The organism is Haloferula sargassicola (genome assembly GCF_040362925.1).
GTDB lineage: Bacteria > Verrucomicrobiota > Verrucomicrobiia > Verrucomicrobiales > Akkermansiaceae > Haloferula > Haloferula sargassicola.
Genome location: NZ_BAABRI010000006.1, coordinates 196,850 through 216,977 on the forward strand (window position 1 = coordinate 196,850; position 20,128 = coordinate 216,977).

Here is a 20,128-nt window from a genome sequence, read left to right on the forward strand (position 1 = left end):
GGGTCAGGAAAATCTGAATCAGCACATGGGAAGATGGACCGATCTCTCGTGATTCAGGCGGGGGATGGATCCCCAGAAAAAAAAACCTCAAAACCATGACGTCATCCAAACTCCAGATCCTCGGCCGGTTGGGCGTGGTCGCTGGTCTCGGTGGCGCTTCGCTCGCCAGCGGAGCCATCGTGATCAACAACAGCTCCGAAGTCGCTCCCTCGGGCGGCGCGGTCCATGATCCCTACTCACCCTCCACCATCTTCGCCTCGAGCACCGACCTCGCCCAAGGCCTCACGCCGACCGTGGTCAACGGCAATTCAAACTATGAGTTCGCCACCGGCGAATCCGCGTGGACGGATGGCAGCCTGGCCACGGTTTACAATGAGTCGGGCCCGGGCGGCGACGACATCGACCATGCCGCCTATGGCGCGGTGGCGACCGGCACCGTGGTGACCTACGATCTGGGCGGGCTTTTCGACCTGAGCCAGATCGACGTGATCATGGGCTGGAACGATTCGGGACGCGACGATGCCTCGTTCAACGCCCTCGTTTCAACGGACGGCATCTCCTTCAGCCAGATCGCCAGCTACGACAAGGGCACCGACAACACCGGCACCTTCACCACGCCGATCACGAGTCTTCACCGGATCGTCGATGACGGTGGCGGAACGATCGCCACGGGCGTGCAGTTCGTGCAGCTCCAGTTCACCGATGCCGACAACGGCGTGGCCGGAATGGTCGAGCTGGATGTGATCGGCCAAGCCGTGCCGGAGCCCGCCTCCGCCGGGTTGGTGGCGCTGTCCGGGCTGGTCTTTTTCGTGCGCCGCCGGAGGGCTTGATTTTCCGGGTTATTCCATCGGGTTGGAAAGCCGTGGTCGCGGGTGCGACCACGGCACTTTTTTTCAATGGAGCGCCTTATTCCTCGATGCGGAGGAAGTAGCGGCCGGCTCCGCCGAATTCAGAAGCGGGAACGACCACCTGGCCGGAGCCGCCGCCATCGGTCATCGGGTTGAGCGGGCTGGCCAGCGGGCCGAAGCCACTTTCCAGGTCGGGCGACTTGGTCACGCTGTAGCTGGTCGAGGGGGCGCCGGTGAAATCGATCGTGACATCGCCCGACGCCGCGGCGGCGACGGAAACGATGGCCGGCGGAAGGGCGGCGACCGCACCTTCGACCTCGTTGCTCAGCCCGTAGAGGTGGAAGCTGCCACTGAGCGCCGGCACGCCGGGATGAAGCGCGGCTTCGATGACCAACTCGGTGCCCTGCGCGGTGTAGGGATAGCTCAGGTAGTAGGCCTCGTCGTTGTTGGTGGAGCCGAGGATGAGGCTCGGCAGGTCTTCGGGCAGGGCGAGATAGGGCGTGACGACATCGGTGCCGTTGATGAAAGACAGGTCGATCGGCCGGATACCGTTGTTGCCGAATTTGCGGATGAAAACGCGGACGACGTAATCTTCGCCGGGAGTCAGTCCGGAGAGCGTGTAGGTTTGCTTCGCCCCCGGACCATCGCCCGAGCCGGACCAGGTGAGCCCCTCGAAGAGCGAAATGATGCCCGGACCGGTCACGCCGCCCGCGGCGCTGTCCCAGTTTCCGAGGTTGGACGGGCTGGAAAGCCGGCTCTGGTTATTGATCGTGGTCCAGCTGAAGTCGGGCGGCGTGAGCGCGGGGGTGAGGGCCTCGAAGGTAACGCCGTTTACCATCGCCTCGCTGCCGCCGGAAATGGCGTGGGTGTACACCTTGGTCGCGCTGATCGAAGTGCTGGCGTCGTCGGTGATCCGGGTCACGGTGATCTGTGGTGCCTCGGAGGGAGGATAGACCAGCGGGTCATACATCGCGTCGCTGCCGAGGGTGTCCAGCTCCCAGCCATCGCGGGCGCCATCGCCGTCGTAATCGTTGTTGGCGGGATCGGTGCCGGTGTCGTTTTCATCGACGTAGATGCCGGTGTTGGTCTCGGCCACGTCGCTGAGCCCGTCGAAGTCGGTGTCCAGCTCGGTGGGGTCCGTCGATGGGCGCAGGGTGATCGGGAAAAGCTCGTCAAGATCGGAGAGCACGCCGTCGCCATCGGAATCGGCCGCGGTCGGATTGATGTTCGGGTAGGCGCGGTAGCCGGGGAATTCGCCGATGCTGAGCTGGTATTCCTCGATGTCGAAAAGGGTGTCGTTGTCGCTGTCGAAGCTCCCGGTGCCATCGAGGACGGTGAGGTCCGCGGCCCAGCGCAGCTCCCACGGGTCGGGCAGGTCGTCGAGGTCGTCGTCCTTGCCGACGGTGAGCTCGAACGCCTTCACCACCGACCGGCCGCCATCCTCGGTGCTGTCGGCCTGGATGCGCACGGAAAACACCTGCTGGTCGGAGGAGGCGGTCCCGGTGAAGTCGGTCCCGATCTTCAGCTGGTCGCCATCGATGGTGAACAAGCCGTTGTCCGCATCGCCCTCGCCGCTGACGAAGGTGAAGGTGGAGTTGAGCGGGGTGACGCCGAGGTTGGCGGTGAGCGTGCCGATGGCGGTGCCGACGGCTTCACCGGAGAGGAAGTTTTTTTCATCGAGCGCCAGCGCGAACGGCACCTCGGGCAGGCTGGTGACGGCCAGGTTATCGATGAAGTTCCCGTCGATGCCGGTCTGCATTTCCATCCGCAGCGCGCCGCCGTGGCCGGTCCAGGTGAAGTTGTCGTTCACGATTTCCGTGCCATCCACCAGCGCCACCACGTTGACGGGCGAGCTGTCATCGAAGGAGTTGAAGGTATAGCGCAGCTCCACGGCATAGGTCGTCATGGTGCCAGCCACCGGGTTGTAGGTCAGGCCGGTGCCGCCGAGGTTGGTGCCGTTGTTCCAGCGCTCGACGATTTCGCCGCCGCCGGCCGGTCCCTGGCGGATCAGGATGGCGTGGTTGACGTCGCCGGCGTTGACCGGCGAGTCGTTGTTGGGAGTGCCGATTTTCCACGCCAGCCACTCGGAGCTGGAGCCGTCGTGGCTCCAGTCGAAGGTGACCACGAAGCCCTGCGAGCCGAGGATGGTCGGGCCGGTGGTGGCGCCGGCCCAGTCGTAGCGGTTGAATTCCGGGCCGAAGCGGACGCCGCCGATGCCGGCGAGGTCGAGTTGGTCGTTGGTGATCTGCTGTTGGGCACCGAAGGACTGCATGGCAGTCTCGCCGGCGGCGAGGCCGTCGAGCCGGCCGGTGAGTTCGGCGGAGTCGAAGGCGGAGTCGGGGACGTCGAAGTGGTCCGACCAGAGGAGCGTCTGCGACGAAGCCGCCGATAGCGACAAGCCCGCGACGACAGCGGAGATGAGCGATTGTTTCATGGGTTGTTTCGGAGTTCCGCCGGCACGCCCGAAGCCTTCCTCCGAGGACCGACGGCATCATGGCTTCATCTCACGACGCGGCGGTTCCTGACGCCTTTTTGAAAAAAGCGCGGACTCAGCGGTCCTTTTTCCAGTCCAGCGAGTCGATCCGCTCGAGTTCGGCATCGAGGTCTCCGCCCTCGTAGAACGAGAACCACCCGTGGAGCACCACCGTTTCTCCGGGCTGGCAGACCTCGATGGTGGGATCGGCGTGCATGCACGGGCACTCGGGCAGGGCCCAGTGGTGGTAGGCCTTTTCCCAGCCGCTGATGACCCAACGCCTGCCGTCCACGCTGCGGCAGGCGGTGTAGTCGCCGCGGAAGATCTTGTTGTCGTCGGTCTGGGCGGCGAAGCTCTTCGCCCGCCCGAGCAGGACGCAGTTCTGGACCAGGATTTCGCGCAGCGGAGCGGGGGTGTCGTTGCGGATCCACCACTTCAGCCGCAGCTCGGCGGGGCGCGGGTCGACCTCGGCGCCGAAGGCCACGCCGTTGGGCAGCTCGCGCTCGTAGGTCAGCGTGCCGTTTTCGTGGCGTTCCCATTCGACCGGCTGGAGCTGGATGCCCTGCAGGCTCCAAATGGTCGGCTTGTCGGAGTGGGAAAGATAGTAGAGGAAGTTGCGCGTCAGAAAGGCCTCGGGCAGATCGAGAACGACATAACTGGTCGGGTCCCACGGCGTGAACACGCTCACCTTGGTATCGCGCTGCGGGTTCACGGCCTGCTCCAGGAGGCCGATCCGCGGGTGGCGGCCGCCGGGGTAGGGGAGGACGAAAAGCGGTTCGCCGGCAGCGGGGACCGGGTGCGGTCGGCGGTCGATCTGGAAGCGATCGAGCGCGCCAGCCAAGGCATCCTTGTCCATGCCGGTGGCGGCCTTCATTTCATCCAGCCCGTATTGGTGCCAGGCCATGTTCTGGAGCCAGAACTTCAGGGCGTCGTCGGTCTCCGGGCGCCGGTGCCAAGGCGTGGCGGAATTGGTCAGGCGGGGGGGGTGCGCGCTGCCGTCCGCAGCCGGTTTTTCCGCACCCTGGCGGAAAACCAGCACCGCTAACAGCAGCAGGCCGAGGAGCAGGGCTGAAAGCATCACCCACAAGGCGGTATCGCGGCGCGAGGGTCCGCGGGGCGGGGCGGGGAGGCCGATCGGGGTCCCTTCGCCGCCGATCTGGGCGGTGTGGCTGTGGCCGATGGTCACCCGCCGGGACTCGCCCTCGCCCTCGATCACCAGGCGGCGGTTCTGCACCAGCTCGAGGCGGCTCGGGCCGATAATCTGGGCCAGCTTGGAGTGGAACAGGATCCGCTGCGCGCAGTAGTCGGCCGCGGCGGGATCGTCGCGCAGGCGGTTCTCGAGGCGGCGTTGCTCTTCGGGGTCCAGCTGGCCATCGATCAGGCCGTCGATCTGTGCCACCAGCTCCTTGTCCGGCCAGGCTTCCATGTCGGTTTCCTCGCTCATGCTTCAGGCCTTCGGATTTGCTTCTCCACGCAGGATTTCAGGGCGGTCCGCAGGCGTTCGAGTTGCTTGTAAAGCGCGGGCAGCTTCCTCGAAAGCTTGAGGGCGAGTTGTTCGAGCGTTTCGCCACCCGTGTCGTAGCGCGCGGCCAGGATCGCCCGCTGCTCGTCGGCGAGCTGGCCGAGGCAGGTTTCGAGCGCCCGGATGGAGTGGTGGTAATCGGTGGCCGCCTCCTCCTCGGCATGGTGGCGAATCTGTCGATCCATGATTTCGGTCACCTTCGGGTCCATGAAAACGATCGCCCGCGAGCTTTTTTTTCGCAGCAGGTTCAGCGCCTTGAAGCGGGCGCAGGTGAAGGCGTAGCGACGGAAGTCCTCGATTTCCCAGCGCGGATTGAACTTCTCCCACACCACCACGAAGGCCTCCTGCATGCAGTCCTCCACCTCGCCGCGGTCGCGCAGCATGGTGCCGAGGTAGGCGGAAAGGGCGGGCGTCACCTCGGTGAGCAGCGCCGAGAAGTGCTCGGCCACGACCGCCGGGACGTTGCCGGATGTCCGCCCGATCCCGCCGCCGCCGGAGGGGACCTCGGGCGGGAAGGGGTTGTGATCCGGAATGCTGGGCGCGCTCGACATAAGGGTGGGCTTGCGACCCGGAAATGCGGGCCAGCGACCGACCGCCGGGGCCGATGACTTCAGCGCCAGTATTCGAGGTGCATGCCTGCGATGGCAAGCCACGACCTCCCGGATCAGGACATCGCGGAATGATACGTTTCGAGCACTTTTTGCAGCGAGGTGTCAGGAAGCCCGGATCGCCAACATGACATAGACATATCCATCCAGTCAGGATTCCGGAATGCCCCGAAGTGTTTGCGGATGCCCCGGCGGGAGCTCCCGAAAAACCCAAGCTGACCGCGTTCGCCGCGTCATGAATCCCATCCATTCCCAACCCCCGGCTCCCCGGCACCGGCCGCCCGGCTTTTCGCTGATCGTCGTCGTGATCCTGATGGCGCTGCTGAGCCTGATGAGCCTCGGTATGCTCTCGTTGGGCACCATTTCCCTGCGCTCCAGCCACTCGCAGCAGCACCGCGCCACGGCCCGCGCCAACGCGCGCCTGTCACTCCAGCTCGCCTTGGGATCCCTGCAAAAGCTCGCCGGGCCGGACACCCGGGTGACCGCTTCCTCGATGCTGCTGCACGAGACGGATCCGCCGTTGGTCGGCGTGTGGAAAAGCTGGGAGGGCACCGATCACGAGACTTCCGGCCGCTTCCCCGGCCGGCCGGTGGCACCGGACTACGCCACCAAGGAGCAGCCCGCCTCGTCCGGCAGCGAGGGCCGCTTCCTCGGCTGGCTGGCTTCCAGCCCGCGGCGGTTCGAGGGCGTCGATGATGCCAGCTCGCTGGCCAGCCGCTCGGCCACGGCCGGCCGGGTGGCCTTGCTCTCGGACGGCACCCTGGCCACCGGGGACGAGCGCCGCGTTTACCTGCAGCCCACCCTGGTCGGAGGGAAAAAAGCGGGCGCCGTGGCCTGGTGGGTGGCCGGCGAGAACCAGAAGGCCCGCCTGCCGGAACCCTACGAACCGGACGACGACGGCGTGGCGGAGTGGTCGACGATCGCCCGCAGCCACGCCGAGGCCGACCCCGAGGTGTTCGGGCTGAAGCGGCTGCTCGACCATCCGGAGCAGGCGGAAAAAGCGGTCTCGCTCGAGTCGGCCAACCTGCTCGCGTCGGAGCGTGCCGAGCGTCGGCCGTCCGAGCGTTTCCACGACCTGTCGGTGGCCTCCGTCGGCCTGCTGACCAACGTCGCCACCGGCGGCTGGCGCAAGGACCTGTCGTTGTTCTGCGAAACCTGGGACTCGCTGCCCCGCAGCGGGCTGCCGGTGTTTCGGCTTACGCCGGACCAAACCGCCTCCATGGCCCGGCCCACCCAGCGCGACGCGCAGGCGCGGTCGTCGATCCTTTACCCCTGGGCCTCCTACCGCGGCGGCACCGGCACGGCACCGATCTACCAGCATGGCGCGGTCGCCTCGTGGGCCCATCTCCGGGATTGGGTGACCTTTTACCAGCAGGTCAACGCATCCTCCGACGGCGAGGCGACGGTCAGCTACCGGGCCTACGACATCAACGACCCGGGCAACTCGTACCCGTTTCTCCATCAGGTCCGCGTGGTGCCGGTGGTGGCGCGCATCCAGTGGGTGTTTTCCCACGTCACCCAGCGGGCCGGCGGCGAGTATGAGCTCGGCCTGCTGGTCAATCCAGTGATCACCATGTGGAATCCCTACGGTGTGAATTTGCGCTGCAACGGCCTGCGGTTTTCGCTCGAGCGCAACCTGCCGTGCGCGTTCAGCTACAAGGTCGGGCGCGCGGACCGGCGCTACCGCAGCCTGCTCACCGGGAGTGAAAGCCAGGGCGTGCCGGCGCTTTCCGGCACCCCGCGGCTGGAGTACCGCATCCGCCAGCCCTTCATCCTGGGGCCCGGGGAAACGCAGGTCTTCAGCGCCCAGACCGGCCAGCCCGTCGATGTGGATTCCAACATCATCCTCGACCTCCGGTCCGGCTACCGGCCGGGCAGCGGGCATCTTTTTCACGTGAAGGACAACCGCGGCACGAACGTCACGGTCGGCGCGTCCGATGCCATCGTGGTCGATGCCCGTTTCGACACCCCCTACAGCGACTATGCCGAGGGCGTGGGAATCTATCTCGACATGGGTCCCTATAACTCCAGCGATCGGAATCTGGTCTATCGCATGGTCTATGACCGCTCGCTCGCCAACCAGGTTTATCCGCCTATTTCGTCGTCCAGTTTCACCCAGCCCACGGCGGCCGAGGTCACGAACACGCCGGTGCCCTTCCTTTCGACCATCTTCGGCACCCGCCTGGCCAGCGAGTCGCAACTGCCGGCCAAGGGTTTCCTGCAATCCAGCCCGCTGGTGAACTACACCGCCATGGGCAGCAAGGCCGCGGCGGAAGCGGAGATCAACTACGCCTACCCCGGCGTGCTGCATCCGGTGAACTCGCCCTTCGACTACAGCTTCATCCAGCACGCGCCGGGCGACAGCCGCCTGCCGAACAGCAGTGCCGACGGCAACGAAGGCTACATCATCTCCGGCTTCGACAAGAGCAGCGGCCTCAGCCGCGCGGTAATCGCCGAGCTGCCGCTGCGGCCGATCTGCTCGCTGGCCGACCTCCAGAACTGGGACCTGCGCTACGAAAATCCGGTGCCGCCCTTCCAGTTCGACCTCGTCGGCAACAGCGATGCCACCCCCATCCTTCCTCCGGATGCCGTCGTCAGCTCCGGCGCCCCGCGCGATCCGAAGAACCTCCAGCACGATGACGCCTACTGCGCCAACCACCTGTTGTTCGACGACTGGTTCGTGTCCTCCATCGCCACCCGGCCGAACGCCTTCGGCCGCGGCGGGGACTCCTACGAGGAGGTCTACGAGAACTTCGTTTCCGGCGACGAGTCGCTCGACAACCGCGCCTACCAGCCGGCCGCCCGGCGTGCGGGCTCCGACCCGCGCGACGACGTGGAGGATCGCGATGCCTGGCAGACGATCGCCTCGCGGCTCGAGGTGCGCGGGATGTTCAACGTGAACTCGGTTTCTGTGGAGGCATGGAAGGCGCTGCTACGGCACGCGCGCGACCAGAAGATGCCGTATTTTTCGAGCACCGGCGTGGAGCTCAGCGGCTCGATCGATCACGCCGTGTCGCGGTTCCCGATCGCCGGCGACTCCGAGGCCGGCACCCAGGGCAGCGCCGGGGCGTTTCCGGGCAGCTCGGAATTCGGCGGCTACCGGCGCTTCGATGACGACCTGCTCGACGAGCTGGCCGGGAACATCGTCGAGCAGGTGCGCGAGCGTGGGCCGTTTCTGAGCCTGTCGGAATTCATCAACCGCCAGCTCAGCTCCGGCGAACTCGCGCTGGCGGGCGCTGTGCAGACCGCGCTCAACCAGCTCGGCACGGACGGGCCCTACACGGAGCTGTCCCGGCTGTCGCGAAATGCCGGCATCGACCAGCTGCCGCGGGCGAGCCTGGCGGGCTACGAGTTTCCCGAGGCCTCGGTGGGCGAGAGCGCCACCGGCCTGCCCGGCTGGACCCGCCAGGCGGACATCCTGCGGCCGCTGGCGCCGATCCTTTCCGCCCGCGATGACACCTTCACCGTCCGTGCCTACGGCGATGCCCGCGATGCGAAGGGCGGCGTGCTGGCCACGGCTACCTGCGAGGCCGTGGTGCGGCGCATGCCGGATTTCGTCGATCCCGCCGATGAGGCCGACATCACCGACCTGCCCGAGGAAGAGGCCAACCGCACCTTCGGCCGCCGCTTCGAGGTAGTGTCCTTCCGCTGGCTCAGCCCGCGCGAAATCTGACCCGATCCTGCTTCATGAAAAACCCGCTCCGTCTCCTCGCCGCCCTCCTTTTCCTCATCCCCGTCGTCCTCCCGGCGCAGGAAAAGGCGGCCCGCTCGTGCCGCATTCTCTATCTCAATGCTCCCAGCGGCGCCCCGTCCACGCTCCAGCTCTACGATGGCAAGACGGCCCGCGAGGTCGCCTTGCCCGCGATGAATTTTTCCCCGCTCTACCGGCTGCCGGAGGGCGACCTGACGCTCCACCTGCTGCCCTCCGCACCCGCCACACCGGAGGAAATCCCGGCCGGCGCGCCCGCCGCACAGGTGCCGGCCGCGGTGAAGAACTTCTACCTCATGGTCACCACCGACGACGCGAATCCGGTCGCGCCGGTGGCCATGCAGGTGGTGGAGCTGGACTTCGACCGCTTCGCCGCCGGCGGCATCCTCTGGTTCAACCTCACGCCCGTTTCGATCGCCGGCAAGGTGGGGAGCCAGGCGCTCTCGCTGGCTCCCGGCTCCCGCCAGATGATGGGCGCGCCGGCCACCGGCAAGGAGGATTACGCCGTCGATCTCGCCTACCGCCTCAAGCCCGGCGATCCGATCCACCCGATCTGCGAGACCACCTGGCTCCACGACCCGCGCTCCCGGAAAGTGGCCTTCATTTTCGGCGAAAAAGGCCGCCCCGCGCCCCGCGTCCTCGCCTTCAACGACTTCCGGCCGGAGTCCTGATCCAGCGGCCGAAGATCATCTCCGGCAGCCACCTCGCGGACTAAGCCATCCCTACAAGTCGTGGAACGGCCGCGGTTTGCGATCGAGGATGCTCCTTTTGCGGGGGCGGCGCTTCATTTCGCGCTCGTACTGGCGGCGCCACCTTGGGCGCATGAGCCTGCGGATGGCGTGGACAACGATGGTGATGAATCGGGGGCAGGACACGGATGGGCGAAAAGGGTTGGAGACCGTGACGGGGCCTCCGTTATGGATCAAGCCCCGGTGGTCCCGGTATCACGCCACCACGTAACGGAGTGGACGCGGAGAGGCTGCAGGTTCAAGGTCGTGGACAGCCATTCAAGAGCCCGGACACAATCTACGGTATCCCCAGTAGAGCGAAAAAAGGGCCGCGCTCCAGGTGACCATCGCGATGCCCCACCACACGCCCCACAGGCCCCAGCCGAGGCCGAAGGCGAGCAGGTGAAACACCAGCACCGGCGCCGCGAGTTGCCGATACAGGCCGAGCCACAGCCCGTAGGACGGCTTTTTCATCCCCTGCATGGCGAACACGGTGATGAAGATGATCGGGTAGGCGGCGAGGGTTACGGCGGAGGTGAGCAGGTAGTCCCGCCCGTGGCCGATCACCGTTTCATCCGGGGTGAAAAGCCGCATCGCCGGGCCGCGCAGCAGCACGATCAGCCCGCCGCCGGCGAGCATCAGCCCGGCTCCGGCCTTGATCGCCGTCAGCCACGCCTCGCGCACCCGGTCGGGCAGCCGGGCGCCGTGGTTCTGGCCGACGATGCTCAGCACCGCCGAGTTGAGCCCCAGGGTGGGCAGGAGCACGATCTGCTCGATCCGCGTGGCCACGCCGACCGCCGCCACGGCGTCTTTTCCAAAGCGCTGCACGAACCAGGTGGTGACGAAAATCCCGAGTGCGATGGTCAGCATGTTCAGCGCCGCCGGCACGCCTTGGCCGGCGATCTGGCGCAGCAGCCGCGGGTCGGGTCGGAAATGACAGCGTTTCAGCCCGTGGCCGACCGGCGAGCGCCAGGCCTGCAGGCCGAGGAAGGCGACGCCGCCGACCTGGATCAGCACGGTCGATAGCGCCAGCCCGGCCACGCCCATTTCCGGAAACGGACCGAGGCCCCACATCAGCACGGGATTGAGCGCGCAGTTCGCCACGAAGCCGCCGATCAGGAAGTTGCGGAAGTGCCGCGTCTCGCCCATCGCCATCAGGGCGGCGTTGAGCGCCATCGGCAGCAGGATGGCGATGCTGCTGAAGAGAATCGGCCGCATGTAGGCCATCACGGTGCCGAGGTAGTCGCCCTCCGCGCCGAGGAAACGGAACACCGCCGGGGCGGTCGCGAGGCCGAGCCCGGTGAGCACGATGCCGGCCGCGAGCGACATCAGCAGCGACTGCGCGAACACGTGCCGGGCCTCGTCGCGGTTGCCGCTGCCGAGGTAGTTCGCCATCAGCGCCGTGGTGCCCTGGCTCAGCCCGCTGCCGGTGGCCATGACCACGAAGAACACGGGAAACGACAGCGACAAGGCCGCCAGCGCGGTGGTCCCCAGCCAACCGGCGCACAGCGTGTCCACGACGTTGAACATCGTGTTGAAGAACATGCCGATGCTCATCGGCAGCGCGATCCGCCAGGTGAGCCGTGCGATCGAATCGGTGGTCAGCGACAGCGGCGGATTCATCCGCGCAGACCCTCGATGATCTTTCGGCCCTGTCGATGGCGGAATTGCCCGGGGCGTGGGGTGGTGGGCATGCCAAAGTTCTCGCCATCATGCGTCCGGGAGATAGATCTGGAAGATGGGCTTATCCAAAAGCCAGGGCATCGGCATCGCGACCCATCTCCTCGCGCTGGCGGCGGGCTGGCTGTTGTTTCAAGGGCGGGATGATGTTTCCGTGGAGAAGGAAAAGCTCGCCCGAGCGCCGCGGACGGAGCGGCGGGCCGCCGGCGATGCGGCATCGGCGCATGAGTCGGGACGCGAAATCCTGGACCGGGTGATGGCGACGGACTCGAAGGATGCATTCGCGTCAGCGTTCCGGGAATCCGATGGACGGGCCGTCACGGAGGTGCCGCAAACCCCGGACGAGCTGGTGGCCCGGATCCGCGAGATGGAGGTGCCGGCGGATCTCGGGGGCGCCCTCGACCAGCTTGGGAAAACGTATTTCACCCTCAAGGATCGGGACGCGAAATCGGCGGCGATGCTGGAAATACGGGCGCTGCTTCACCACTTGCTTCTGAATGATCCGCACGCGGTGGTGGAGTGGGCGATGAAGAGCCAGGGAATCGCGCCATGGATGATTCAATCCGCGATCGTCGGCTTCGGGGCGGAGTTTTTCGAAACCCGGAGCACCGGGGATTGGGCGGACTTGGCGAAGGAAATGCCGGCCTTTGCCGCGACGCCCTTGATATCCCGGCTGGGGCATGTGATGGCCAAACAGGGGGATGGGGCCGGAGTGCGTGTGATGAAGCAGAAGCTCGCTCCGGAGCTTTGGAGCAAGTTTGCCGCAGAGGTGGGCAAGCAGTGGCCGGGCGAGAGGATCGACGAACTGACGCAGCTGGCGGTGGAGCTCGACGATCTCGGCCTCGTTCTGGGAGGCGAGGGAATTTCCGGTCGGGGCGACTATTTCGCGGCCTTGTTGCAGGACGAATCCTTGTCCGAGGACTTCCGCTGGCTGCTCGGTCAAAATCCCACGGTGCGGCGAAACCTGAGCGAGGATCCGACCCTTCCCCTGGACCTCCGATTGGCGAATGGAGGAAATATCAACCAGATGGCGATGAACGACGTGAACGTCCTCATGAACAAGGAACGGGACTGGGCATTCGCCTTCCGTCACGGAGAAGCCACCGCGCAGGAAATTATGGACATCGTCCTTCAGGGAACGCCCGAGCTGGCGGAGCGCGAACCGGACTTCCTGCGGGAGTTGGTTTTCAAGGAACTGGCGGAGGAGAACCCGGCCGCCGCGATGGAGCTGCTGGACGACCTCCCGGAAGAGCAACGGGATGATTTCGCCCTGTACGCCTCCCGAACGCATTTCGTGGATGTGGATCCACGGCAGTATCTCGAGATGCTGCAGCAGGTCCCGGTCGAGACCTCCGAGCAGTGGGAGGACCGCCTCGACACCTGGAACCGCCGCAGTTTCACCAACCACGAACGGCTTCGCGAGGGCTACGTGGAGTGGGTGCGCGAGCTCCCGCCGGGGCTCGACCGCGACATGGGCCTCTACTCGCTGGCCCGGGCCGTCGATGGCGGCAATCCCGACCTCGCCGCCGAGCTGAGGTCGGAAGTCACCGACCCGGAACTTCAGCGCCGCATCGCCAAACACCGATGAAACCCACGACCCGGATTCTCAGCCATCTCGGAGCGCTCGCCCTCGGGGCCGGGCTCGCCGCGGCCCTGCATGGCACGGGGTTTTTCTCGGAAAACGAAGCGACCGCCGCGGAGGCAAAGTCCCTCGGAAAGTCGGCCCCGGAAGCGGCCGAGGGCAAAAAAGGCAAGGCGCTGAGCGGGCGGGAGGCGCGGATCGATGCCTATCGCGCGGCCTGGGCGGCTCTGATCAAGGAGCCGCTGACCATGGGAGCGCGCATCAATGCCCAAGTGAAACTGCTCCGGGAATGGGCTGCCTACGATCTCGACAGCGCCATCGAGGCCTATTTGGGAGAAGCGTGGGACGCTCAGCAAGACGGCAGGATCTTCCTGTACAATCCCTTGGCGCAGGCCTTCTCGGAAGCGTTCACCAAGCAGCCCATCGAATCGTGGAATGCGCTCGGCCGGAACCTGATGGCCAAGCAGTTGCTGGCGCAAAATTGGATGTTCGCCCAATTGGACAAGGAGCCGAATCTGGTGGCTTCGATGCTGGGTGAAATGCCGGAAAGCGTGCAGGGCGACTTCATCAGGGCTCTGAACTACCAGTTCACGCCCTCCGTCAAAGAAGAGCTGCTGGCCACCATGGCAGCCAAGGGAGAGCCCGGGCAGGTGGAGAAATGGATGTCCCACCTGTATCTCGAAACCTCGGAGGGAGGGGACCCGCAGCTCTTGTTCGAGGAATGGAGCAAGGCCCCGGAAGGCGGCGACCGCATCCGCGAAATGGCGGCGTGGGCGCATTCGATCCGGCGCATGGATCCCGAGGCCTTTTCCGCGCAGTGGGACAAGGTGCCGGAAGCGGATCGCGGCCAGGCGGCGCGCCTGTTGCTGAGCCAGGTGGACCACCGCTCGCCGGCCCTGCTGGATGCCATCGAGGTGGCGGTCGAGGCGGGCGAGTGGAAAGCTCTCGGTGCCGGCGTGGCGGACAAGCTGCGTGGCTTCGAGGTCGATCGCACCGCGCTCGCCGAGTGGGCCCTGGGCCTGCCGCCGCGGGAGGAGGTGCGCGGCATCTTCAACCTCTCTATTTCCGAAATGCTGCTCAACGACCCGGTCGGCGGCCGCCAGTGGCTGGAGGCGCTGCCGGCCGGCGATTGGCACCGCGAGAGCGGCTTCGTGGAGATGATGCTCGGGAACCTGTGGGTCCGGGGAAACGTCGCCGAAGCGCAGCGTGCGATCGATTCGATCACTGATCCGCGACTCAAAGAGGAAGCGATCAAGGCGCGCTACGACTGGCAGCTCATCACCTCGCAACGGGACATGATCCGCGTGGATTGACGCCTCGAGCTTCGGTCAGCGCAGGCCCTCGATGATCTTTTCGATCTGTCGATGGTGGATGCGGAAATGCAGGCCGCCGAGCGCGTGCCAGCCATCGGCATCGAGCGCGCCGAACCAGGGGTGCTCGTAGCGCGCGGCGGTGTGCAGGTCGGGCACCGCCTCGGCGGCGGAAAGAAAGGCATCGCAGGACTTCACGAAGGCCCCCTCGGTCTCCGGGCCGGCCTGGGGCGAGGGTTTCACGTCGGCGGTGCTGGCTTTTCCCGCCGGCGGGCTGCCGGCAGCGAGCGCGGCGATGATGCCGGCGAAGGCGTCGTGGCAGATGCGCAGGTGGTCGAGCGTCATCCACAGCGACCAGTTCCGGCTGCTGTCCTCGAGGCCGCGGACGCGGTCGATCAGCACCCGCTGGCCACGTTGGTCCGGAGGGCGGGATTCGACGAGCTTGAGGATGGCATCGCGCTCGCGGCGGAAGAGCTCCCCATGCGCCTCGCGGCCGCGCCTGCGGTGGCGGGCGAACAGGAACCGGGCGATCATCAGCTCCGGCCATGGCAGCCCGGCTCCCGGCGGCGCGAGTTGGGGTTCATGGGCCATGATCCGAATGAAACAAGAAGCTTGTGTTTTGCAAGTAAAAATGCTTTTGAGATGCAAGCAACCCAAGCTCATGATGACGCCGTGCCCGAGCGACGATCACCCTGCCCCGTGTCCTGTGCGTTGGATTGGTTCGGCGATCGGTGGACGCTGCTGGTGATCCGTGACCTGATGCTCGGGGCGACGCGGTTCAAGGACTTCGCGGCCTCGCCGGAGGGGATTCCGACGAACATCCTGAGCGACCGCTTGGCGCGGCTGGTGGAGGGAGGGCTGGTGGAAAAAGTCCCGGCCGGGCCGGGCGGCAAGCGCTTCATTTATCAGCTCACCGAAAAGGGCCGAGCGCTCAAGCCGGTGGTGCTGGCGATCCGCGACTGGGGGCTCGCCTGGGAACCGGGCACCAAGGTTCTGCTGCCATGAGCGATGGAGAAAAGCCGCTCATCCTCACGGCGGCGTTCGATGCCGGCAGCCAGGCGCGCTTCGAGCAGCTGCGCCGGCGCTATTTTCCGCCGGAGAGGAACTTCATTCCGGCCCATCTCACGCTTTTCCACCACCTGCCGGGCGACCAGCAGGCGGCGGTGGAGCAGCGGCTCCGGGAGGTGACTTCCGGCCTGCCGCCGATGTCCTTCGTTTCCGGCGGAACCCTCCATCTCGGCCGCGGGGCGGCGCTGCGGATCGACAGCCCGGAGCTGGGTTCGCTGCGCGAAATGCTGGCCCGCGCGTGGGAGCCGTGGCTCACCGGCCAGGATCGGCAGGGCTTCCGGCCGCATGTCACGGTGCAGAACAAGGTCGCTCCCGACACGGCCCGCGCGACCTTGGCGGCGCTCGAATCCACCGATCCACCTCCGGCAAGCGGCAGCATCGAGGGCCTTAGGCTGTGGCGCTACCTCGGCGGCCCTTGGGAGGCGCTGGCGGAGTTCCCGTTCGGTTAGATCGAGCCGATTCCAATTGAAGACGCCCTCTGCACTGGCACCGGCTCCGGTTGTGCGTAGGTTGGCGGGCATGAATGCAATTCTGGCCGCCGAAGGCACCGGCAACCTCGTCTTCCTCGTGGTCGTGATCATCCTGCTGGCGATCGCCGCGCTGGTGGTCTCGATGTTTTTCAAGACCTGGCTGCGCGCCAAGCTGTCGAATGCCCCCGTTTCATGGGGAAACCTGATCGGGATGTTCCTGCGGAAGGTGCCGTTCGGGCGCATCGTCGATGCCCGGATCACGGCGGTGAAAGCCGGCCTGCCTCTGACCTCGGAGACCCTCGAGGCCCACTACCTCGCCGGCGGTGACGTGGAAAACGTGGTGCTCGCCCTGATCGCCGCCGACAAGGCCGGGATCGGGCTATCATTTGACCGCGCCTGCGCCATCGACCTCGCCGTGAAGGGCACCACCAAGACCGTGCTGGAAGCCGTCCGCACCTCGATCAACCCGAAGGTCATCGACTGCCCCAACCCCGAGGCTGGCGTTTCCAAGATCACCGCCGTGGCGCGCGATGGCATCGCCGTCAACGTCCGCGCCCGGGTGACGGTGCGCACCAACCTCGATTCCTTCATCGGCGGCGCCACCGAAGAAACCATCATCGCCCGCGTCGGCGAGGGCATCGTCACCTCGGTCGGCTCGGCCGCCAGCTACAAGCATGTCCTCGAAAACCCGGATGCCATTTCCAAGCTGGTCCTCGAGAAAGGCGTCGATGCCTCGACCGCGTTCGAAATCCTTTCCATCGACATCGCTGACGTCGACGTGGCCGACAACATCGGCGCCCGCCTGCAGACCGAGCAGGCGGAGGCCGACAAGCGCGTCGCCCAGGCCAAGGCCGAAATGCGCCGCGCCGCCGCGGTGGCCGCCGAGCAGGAAATGGCCGCCCGCACCCAGGAGATGCGCGCCAAGGTCGTCGAGGCCGAGGCCCAGGTCCCGCAGGCGATCGCCGAGGCCTTCCGCTCCGGTAATCTCGGCGTGATGGACTACACCCGCTACCGCAACATCGTGGCCGATACCGACATGCGCGACTCGATCGCCTCCGACGACGGCCCGGACACCCCGCCGCAGGACTCATGATCCTCGCTTTCGATGTTTCCGACCTGCCCGGCGACGCCATCGGGCTGTTGGTGATCGTGATCCTCACCCTGCTCAGCGGGTTGAAGGACAAGATCTTCCCGAAAAAGGATGCCGACGAGGAGTCGGTGTTTACCGACGAGGAGCGCGAGATCATCTGGCGCCGGCAGGTCGAAACCCTGCCTCCGCCGATGCCCTGGCAGCCGCCGGCTGCGCCGAAACCGGAGCCGGTGGTGGCCGCTTCCAAGCCGCCCATGCTGCCGGAAGTTCGCGAGCCGAGCCGCGAGGAACTCCAGCTCGCCCGGGCTTTCGAAATCCGCACCCGCCGTCGCGGACGCAGCTCGCACCGGGCGGAAATCGACCGCCTTCTCCGCTCGCCCCGCGCCGCGCGGAATGCGATGCTTTTGACCGAAATCCTCGGCCCGCCGGCCGCGCTCAAGCCGCAGCCCTTCGAGACCTTTCCCGACTGATCCCCGTGCGCGTCCTTTTTCTACTACTGTTCTCGTACCTTCTCGCCTTCGCCGCCGACGAGGTGCCCGAGCGCAACCTGCTCGGCCGCTCCGGCGAGGCCTCGCTGGAGGGCCAGGTGGTGGTCATCCCGATCGGCCAGAAGGACCTGATCAACAAGCAGTCGTTCAAGTTCATGCAGCGCACGCTCCACCGTGCCGAGGACGAGGGCGCGAAGGCCGTGGTGCTGCGGCTCGACACCCCCGGCGGGCTGGCTTTCGACACCCGCAGCCTGATCATGGACGACTTCGCCAAGCTCGAGATCCCGCTCATCGCGTGGGTCGAGCGGGAGGCGCTGTCGGCCGGAGCGATGATCGCGTTTTCCGCCGACACCATCTACATGGCACCCGGCACCACCGTCGGCTCCGCCGCGCTGGTCAACATGATGGGCGGCGAGATCGACAAGGTCATGCGCGCCAAGCTCGAAAGCGCGTTCGAGGCGACGATGCGCTCGATCGCCGAGCAGAAGGGCCGGAACTTCGACGTGCTGCAGGCGATGATGATCATCGACGACGAAAACGAACGCAGCTTCGGCGAGGTGACCGTGCCCAAGGGCGCGCTGCTCAACCTGACCGCCACGCAGGCGGTGACGGAGTATGAGGGCAAGCCGCTGTTTGCCGACGGGATCGCGGCCAGCCTCGACGAGGTTCTGGAAAAGGAGGGCCTCGCCGGCGTCCCGGTGGTCACCCCGGAACCCACTGGCTTTGAACGCATCGCGTGGTATCTGGCCGCCTGGTCGCCGCTGCTGATCGCGATCGGGATCGGCGCGGCGTGGTTCGAGATGAAGACGCCGGGTTTCGGCATCGGCGGGGCGGTCGCGCTGCTTGCCTTCGGGCTGTTCTTTTTCGGCAACAATGTCGCGGGCAACCTCGCCGGCTACGAGCTGATGGCCGTCTTCCTGCTCGGCGTGGTGCTGGTGGTGCTGGAGTTCTTCATCCTGCCCGGCGGCATCGCGGGCATCATCGGCGGCATCCTGATCTTCGGCTCGCTGTGGTTCGCGATGGTCGACCAGCGGAGCTTCAACCGCGACAACCTCAACGATGGCATCTACTTCAGCCTCAACGAGCTGCTGGTGAAACCCGGCCTCTTCCTTTGCCTCGGACTGCTCGGGGCGCTCGGCTTCGTCCTGCTGCTCGGCCGTTTCCTGCCTCAGATCCCGCTGCTACGCAGCCTGGTGGCCGTCCACAACCTGCCCGGCGGCGCGCCGACCGATGCCGCCGCGCAGAGCGGCCTGGCGGGCATGACCGGGATCGCGCTGACCGACCTCCGGCCATCCGGCACGGTGATGGTCGCCGAGCGGAAACGGGATGCCGTTTCCCGCCACGGGCTGATTCCCGCCGGCAGCGAGGTCCGGGTGCTGGAAGACGGCATGACGCTGAAAGTGGAGCGGTTTTCGCCGTCCTCCGCCGACGTCTAACATCAGTTTTGGGCGCGGGTCGGGCCGCTGGCCGAAAAGTTAGAGGGCGCTGGATTTCCTCTGGCTTTTCCCAAGCAATCGGCCTAGCGTCAGGAAATTTCAAAATTTTCCACCGGGCATTTGGCACGTCTGTTGCTTTGAAGTGCCACACCAACCGCGCAACATGAAGAAAATCGAAGCGATCATCAAGCCGTTCAAGCTGGAGGAAGTGAAGGAAGCCCTCGCCGAAGTGGGCATCCAGGGCATGACCGTCACGGAAGTGAAGGGATTCGGCCGTCAGAAAGGTCACACTGAAATCTACCGGGGCTCCGAGTATACCGTGGATTTCCTTCCCAAGGTGAAAATCGAAATCATTGTCGATGATGCGCAGGCCGGCGCGGTGAGCGAGGCGATCGTGAAGAGCGCCAACACCGGCAAGATTGGTGACGGCAAGGTGTTCATTTCCCCGGTGGAAGAAGCCATCCGGATCCGGACCGGCGAGACCGGTTCGTCTGCTGTCGCTGTGAACTGACAAGCAGTTCTCGCCACCATTTTACCACGCGGCCGCTTCCTTCGTGGAGGCGGTCGTTTTGGTTTTTTAGAGGCGGATGGAAGGGGGCGGGGTATGAGAGGGGCGGCGGGCATGGACCGCCGGGCAGGGAGGTGGAGCTGGTGAGTGAGTGGGGACGGTTCGAGTTCCCGGCAGCGAGAAGGGCGATCGGTGAGGAGGGGGAGAGCAGGCGGTTTCCCGGGAACTCGAACGGACGGTCAGAGCGAGAGCGCTGCCAAGCCCCCGCCCGGCGGTCGATGCCCGCCGCCCCTTCTTGTCGGAGGTGGATGGAAGGGGGCGGCGGGCATGGACCTCCGGGCAGGGAGGTGGAGCTGGTGAGTGAGTGGGGGCGGTTCGAGTTCCCGGCAGCGAGAAGGGCGATCGGAGAGGACGGGGAGAGCAGGCGGTTTCCCGGGGACTCGAACGGACGACCAGAGCGAGAGCGCTGCCAAGCCCCCGTCCGGGGGGGGGGGGGGGGGGGGGGGGGGGGGGGGGGGGGGGGGGGGGGGGGGGGGGGGGGGGGGGGGGGGGGGGGGGGGGGGGGGGGGGGGGGGGGGGGGGGGGGGGGGGGGGGGGGGGGGGGGGGG

16 protein-coding genes are annotated in these 20,128 nt (G+C 66.3%); 11 read left to right on the plus strand and 5 right to left on the minus strand.

Annotation, left to right across the window (positions count from 1 at the left end; all coding sequences use genetic code 11):
- Positions 1-95 precede the first annotated feature (95 nt).
- The gene (locus ABXH26_RS06995) at positions 96-830 is read left to right on the plus strand and encodes a PEP-CTERM sorting domain-containing protein (protein WP_353566326.1); all 735 of its coding nucleotides are present in this window, start codon (positions 96-98) and stop codon (positions 828-830) included.
- Between the two features lie 76 nt (positions 831-906).
- On the opposite strand, the gene ABXH26_RS07000 is transcribed toward ABXH26_RS06995, so the two are convergent.
- The 3 genes from ABXH26_RS07000 to ABXH26_RS07010 all read right to left on the minus strand — a co-directional run bounded on the left by ABXH26_RS07000 (position 907) and on the right by ABXH26_RS07010 (position 5,394).
- Positions 907-3,282, minus strand: a complete 2,376-nt coding sequence (locus tag ABXH26_RS07000; RefSeq protein WP_353566327.1) for a hypothetical protein — start codon at positions 3,280-3,282, stop codon at positions 907-909.
- A 115-nt stretch (positions 3,283-3,397) separates the two neighbouring features.
- Complete coding sequence (locus ABXH26_RS07005) at positions 3,398-4,765, minus strand: anti-sigma factor (RefSeq protein ID WP_353566328.1); 1,368 nt, start codon at positions 4,763-4,765, stop codon at positions 3,398-3,400.
- Entirely contained in the window at positions 4,762-5,394 is a 633-nt protein-coding gene (locus tag ABXH26_RS07010; protein WP_353566329.1) for a sigma-70 family RNA polymerase sigma factor, read from the minus strand. The genes ABXH26_RS07005 and ABXH26_RS07010 overlap by 4 nt, the downstream gene beginning before the upstream one ends.
- Positions 5,395-5,686: 292 nt before the next feature.
- Between ABXH26_RS07010 and ABXH26_RS07015 the strand changes: the two genes are divergently transcribed.
- A complete protein-coding gene (locus ABXH26_RS07015) occupies positions 5,687-9,124 on the plus strand; it encodes a hypothetical protein (protein ID WP_353566330.1) in 3,438 nt (1,145 codons plus the stop codon).
- A gap of 14 nt (positions 9,125-9,138) precedes the next feature.
- Positions 9,139-9,831 (plus strand): hypothetical protein, encoded by a 693-nt coding sequence (locus ABXH26_RS07020; protein ID WP_353566331.1) that lies wholly within the window; start codon positions 9,139-9,141, stop codon positions 9,829-9,831.
- A gap of 336 nt (positions 9,832-10,167) precedes the next feature.
- Here the strand turns inward: ABXH26_RS07020 and ABXH26_RS07025 are convergent, their stop codons facing one another.
- On the minus strand, positions 10,168-11,511 hold the full coding sequence (locus ABXH26_RS07025) for an MATE family efflux transporter (RefSeq protein WP_353566332.1): 1,344 nt from the start codon (positions 11,509-11,511) through the stop codon (positions 10,168-10,170).
- Positions 11,512-11,626: 115 nt separating this feature from the next.
- Between ABXH26_RS07025 and ABXH26_RS07030 the strand changes: the two genes are divergently transcribed.
- Both ABXH26_RS07030 and ABXH26_RS07035 read left to right on the plus strand, forming a co-directional pair.
- Entirely contained in the window at positions 11,627-13,156 is a 1,530-nt protein-coding gene (locus tag ABXH26_RS07030; RefSeq protein ID WP_353566333.1) for a hypothetical protein, read from the plus strand.
- On the plus strand, positions 13,153-14,463 hold the full coding sequence (locus ABXH26_RS07035) for a hypothetical protein (protein WP_353566334.1): 1,311 nt from the start codon (positions 13,153-13,155) through the stop codon (positions 14,461-14,463). Before ABXH26_RS07030 ends, ABXH26_RS07035 begins: the two co-directional genes overlap by 4 nt.
- 15 nt (positions 14,464-14,478) lie before the next feature.
- On the opposite strand, the gene ABXH26_RS07040 is transcribed toward ABXH26_RS07035, so the two are convergent.
- Entirely contained in the window at positions 14,479-15,051 is a 573-nt protein-coding gene (locus tag ABXH26_RS07040; protein WP_353566335.1) for a DinB family protein, read from the minus strand.
- Positions 15,052-15,102: 51 nt separating this feature from the next.
- On the opposite strand from ABXH26_RS07040, the gene ABXH26_RS07045 reads away from it, so the two are divergent.
- The 6 genes from ABXH26_RS07045 (at position 15,103) to ABXH26_RS07070 (ending at position 19,523) form a co-directional block, all read left to right on the plus strand.
- Positions 15,103-15,465, plus strand: a complete 363-nt coding sequence (locus tag ABXH26_RS07045; RefSeq protein WP_353566336.1) for a winged helix-turn-helix transcriptional regulator — start codon at positions 15,103-15,105, stop codon at positions 15,463-15,465.
- Positions 15,462-15,977, plus strand: a complete 516-nt coding sequence (locus tag ABXH26_RS07050) for a 2'-5' RNA ligase family protein (protein ID WP_353566337.1) — start codon at positions 15,462-15,464, stop codon at positions 15,975-15,977. Before ABXH26_RS07045 ends, ABXH26_RS07050 begins: the two co-directional genes overlap by 4 nt.
- Positions 15,978-16,047: 70 nt before the next feature.
- Complete coding sequence (gene floA / locus ABXH26_RS07055) at positions 16,048-17,091, plus strand: flotillin-like protein FloA (protein ID WP_353566338.1); 1,044 nt, start codon at positions 16,048-16,050, stop codon at positions 17,089-17,091.
- Complete coding sequence (locus ABXH26_RS07060) at positions 17,088-17,558, plus strand: hypothetical protein (RefSeq protein ID WP_353566339.1); 471 nt, start codon at positions 17,088-17,090, stop codon at positions 17,556-17,558. The genes floA and ABXH26_RS07060 overlap by 4 nt, the downstream gene beginning before the upstream one ends.
- A 5-nt stretch (positions 17,559-17,563) precedes the next feature.
- Entirely contained in the window at positions 17,564-19,012 is a 1,449-nt protein-coding gene (locus tag ABXH26_RS07065) for an NfeD family protein (RefSeq protein WP_353566340.1), read from the plus strand.
- A 163-nt stretch (positions 19,013-19,175) separates the two neighbouring features.
- Complete coding sequence (locus ABXH26_RS07070; RefSeq protein ID WP_184020297.1) at positions 19,176-19,523, plus strand: P-II family nitrogen regulator; 348 nt, start codon at positions 19,176-19,178, stop codon at positions 19,521-19,523.
- Positions 19,524-20,128: the final 605 nt, after the last annotated feature.

Excerpts from the sequence above, each read along its gene's own strand:
- ABXH26_RS07015 (WP_353566330.1), top strand. The coding sequence starts at position 5,687 with ATGAATCCCATCCATTCCCAACCCCCGGCTCCCCGGCACCGGCCGCCC.
- ABXH26_RS07045 (WP_353566336.1), top strand. The coding sequence starts at position 15,103 with ATGCAAGCAACCCAAGCTCATGATGACGCCGTGCCCGAGCGACGATCA.
- ABXH26_RS07060 (WP_353566339.1), top strand. The coding sequence starts at position 17,088 with ATGATCCTCGCTTTCGATGTTTCCGACCTGCCCGGCGACGCCATCGGG.
- ABXH26_RS07040 (WP_353566335.1), bottom strand. The coding sequence starts at position 15,051 with ATGGCCCATGAACCCCAACTCGCGCCGCCGGGAGCCGGGCTGCCATGG.
- ABXH26_RS07070 (WP_184020297.1), top strand. The coding sequence starts at position 19,176 with ATGAAGAAAATCGAAGCGATCATCAAGCCGTTCAAGCTGGAGGAAGTG.
- ABXH26_RS07005 (WP_353566328.1), bottom strand. The coding sequence starts at position 4,765 with ATGAGCGAGGAAACCGACATGGAAGCCTGGCCGGACAAGGAGCTGGTG.
- ABXH26_RS06995 (WP_353566326.1), top strand. The coding sequence starts at position 96 with ATGACGTCATCCAAACTCCAGATCCTCGGCCGGTTGGGCGTGGTCGCT.
- ABXH26_RS07050 (WP_353566337.1), top strand. The coding sequence starts at position 15,462 with ATGAGCGATGGAGAAAAGCCGCTCATCCTCACGGCGGCGTTCGATGCC.
- ABXH26_RS07030 (WP_353566333.1), top strand. The coding sequence starts at position 11,627 with ATGGGCTTATCCAAAAGCCAGGGCATCGGCATCGCGACCCATCTCCTC.
- ABXH26_RS07025 (WP_353566332.1), bottom strand. The coding sequence starts at position 11,511 with ATGAATCCGCCGCTGTCGCTGACCACCGATTCGATCGCACGGCTCACC.
- ABXH26_RS07020 (WP_353566331.1), top strand. The coding sequence starts at position 9,139 with ATGAAAAACCCGCTCCGTCTCCTCGCCGCCCTCCTTTTCCTCATCCCC.
- ABXH26_RS07035 (WP_353566334.1), top strand. The coding sequence starts at position 13,153 with ATGAAACCCACGACCCGGATTCTCAGCCATCTCGGAGCGCTCGCCCTC.
- ABXH26_RS07010 (WP_353566329.1), bottom strand. The coding sequence starts at position 5,394 with ATGTCGAGCGCGCCCAGCATTCCGGATCACAACCCCTTCCCGCCCGAG.
- ABXH26_RS07000 (WP_353566327.1), bottom strand. The coding sequence starts at position 3,282 with ATGAAACAATCGCTCATCTCCGCTGTCGTCGCGGGCTTGTCGCTATCG.
- floA (WP_353566338.1), top strand. The coding sequence starts at position 16,048 with ATGAATGCAATTCTGGCCGCCGAAGGCACCGGCAACCTCGTCTTCCTC.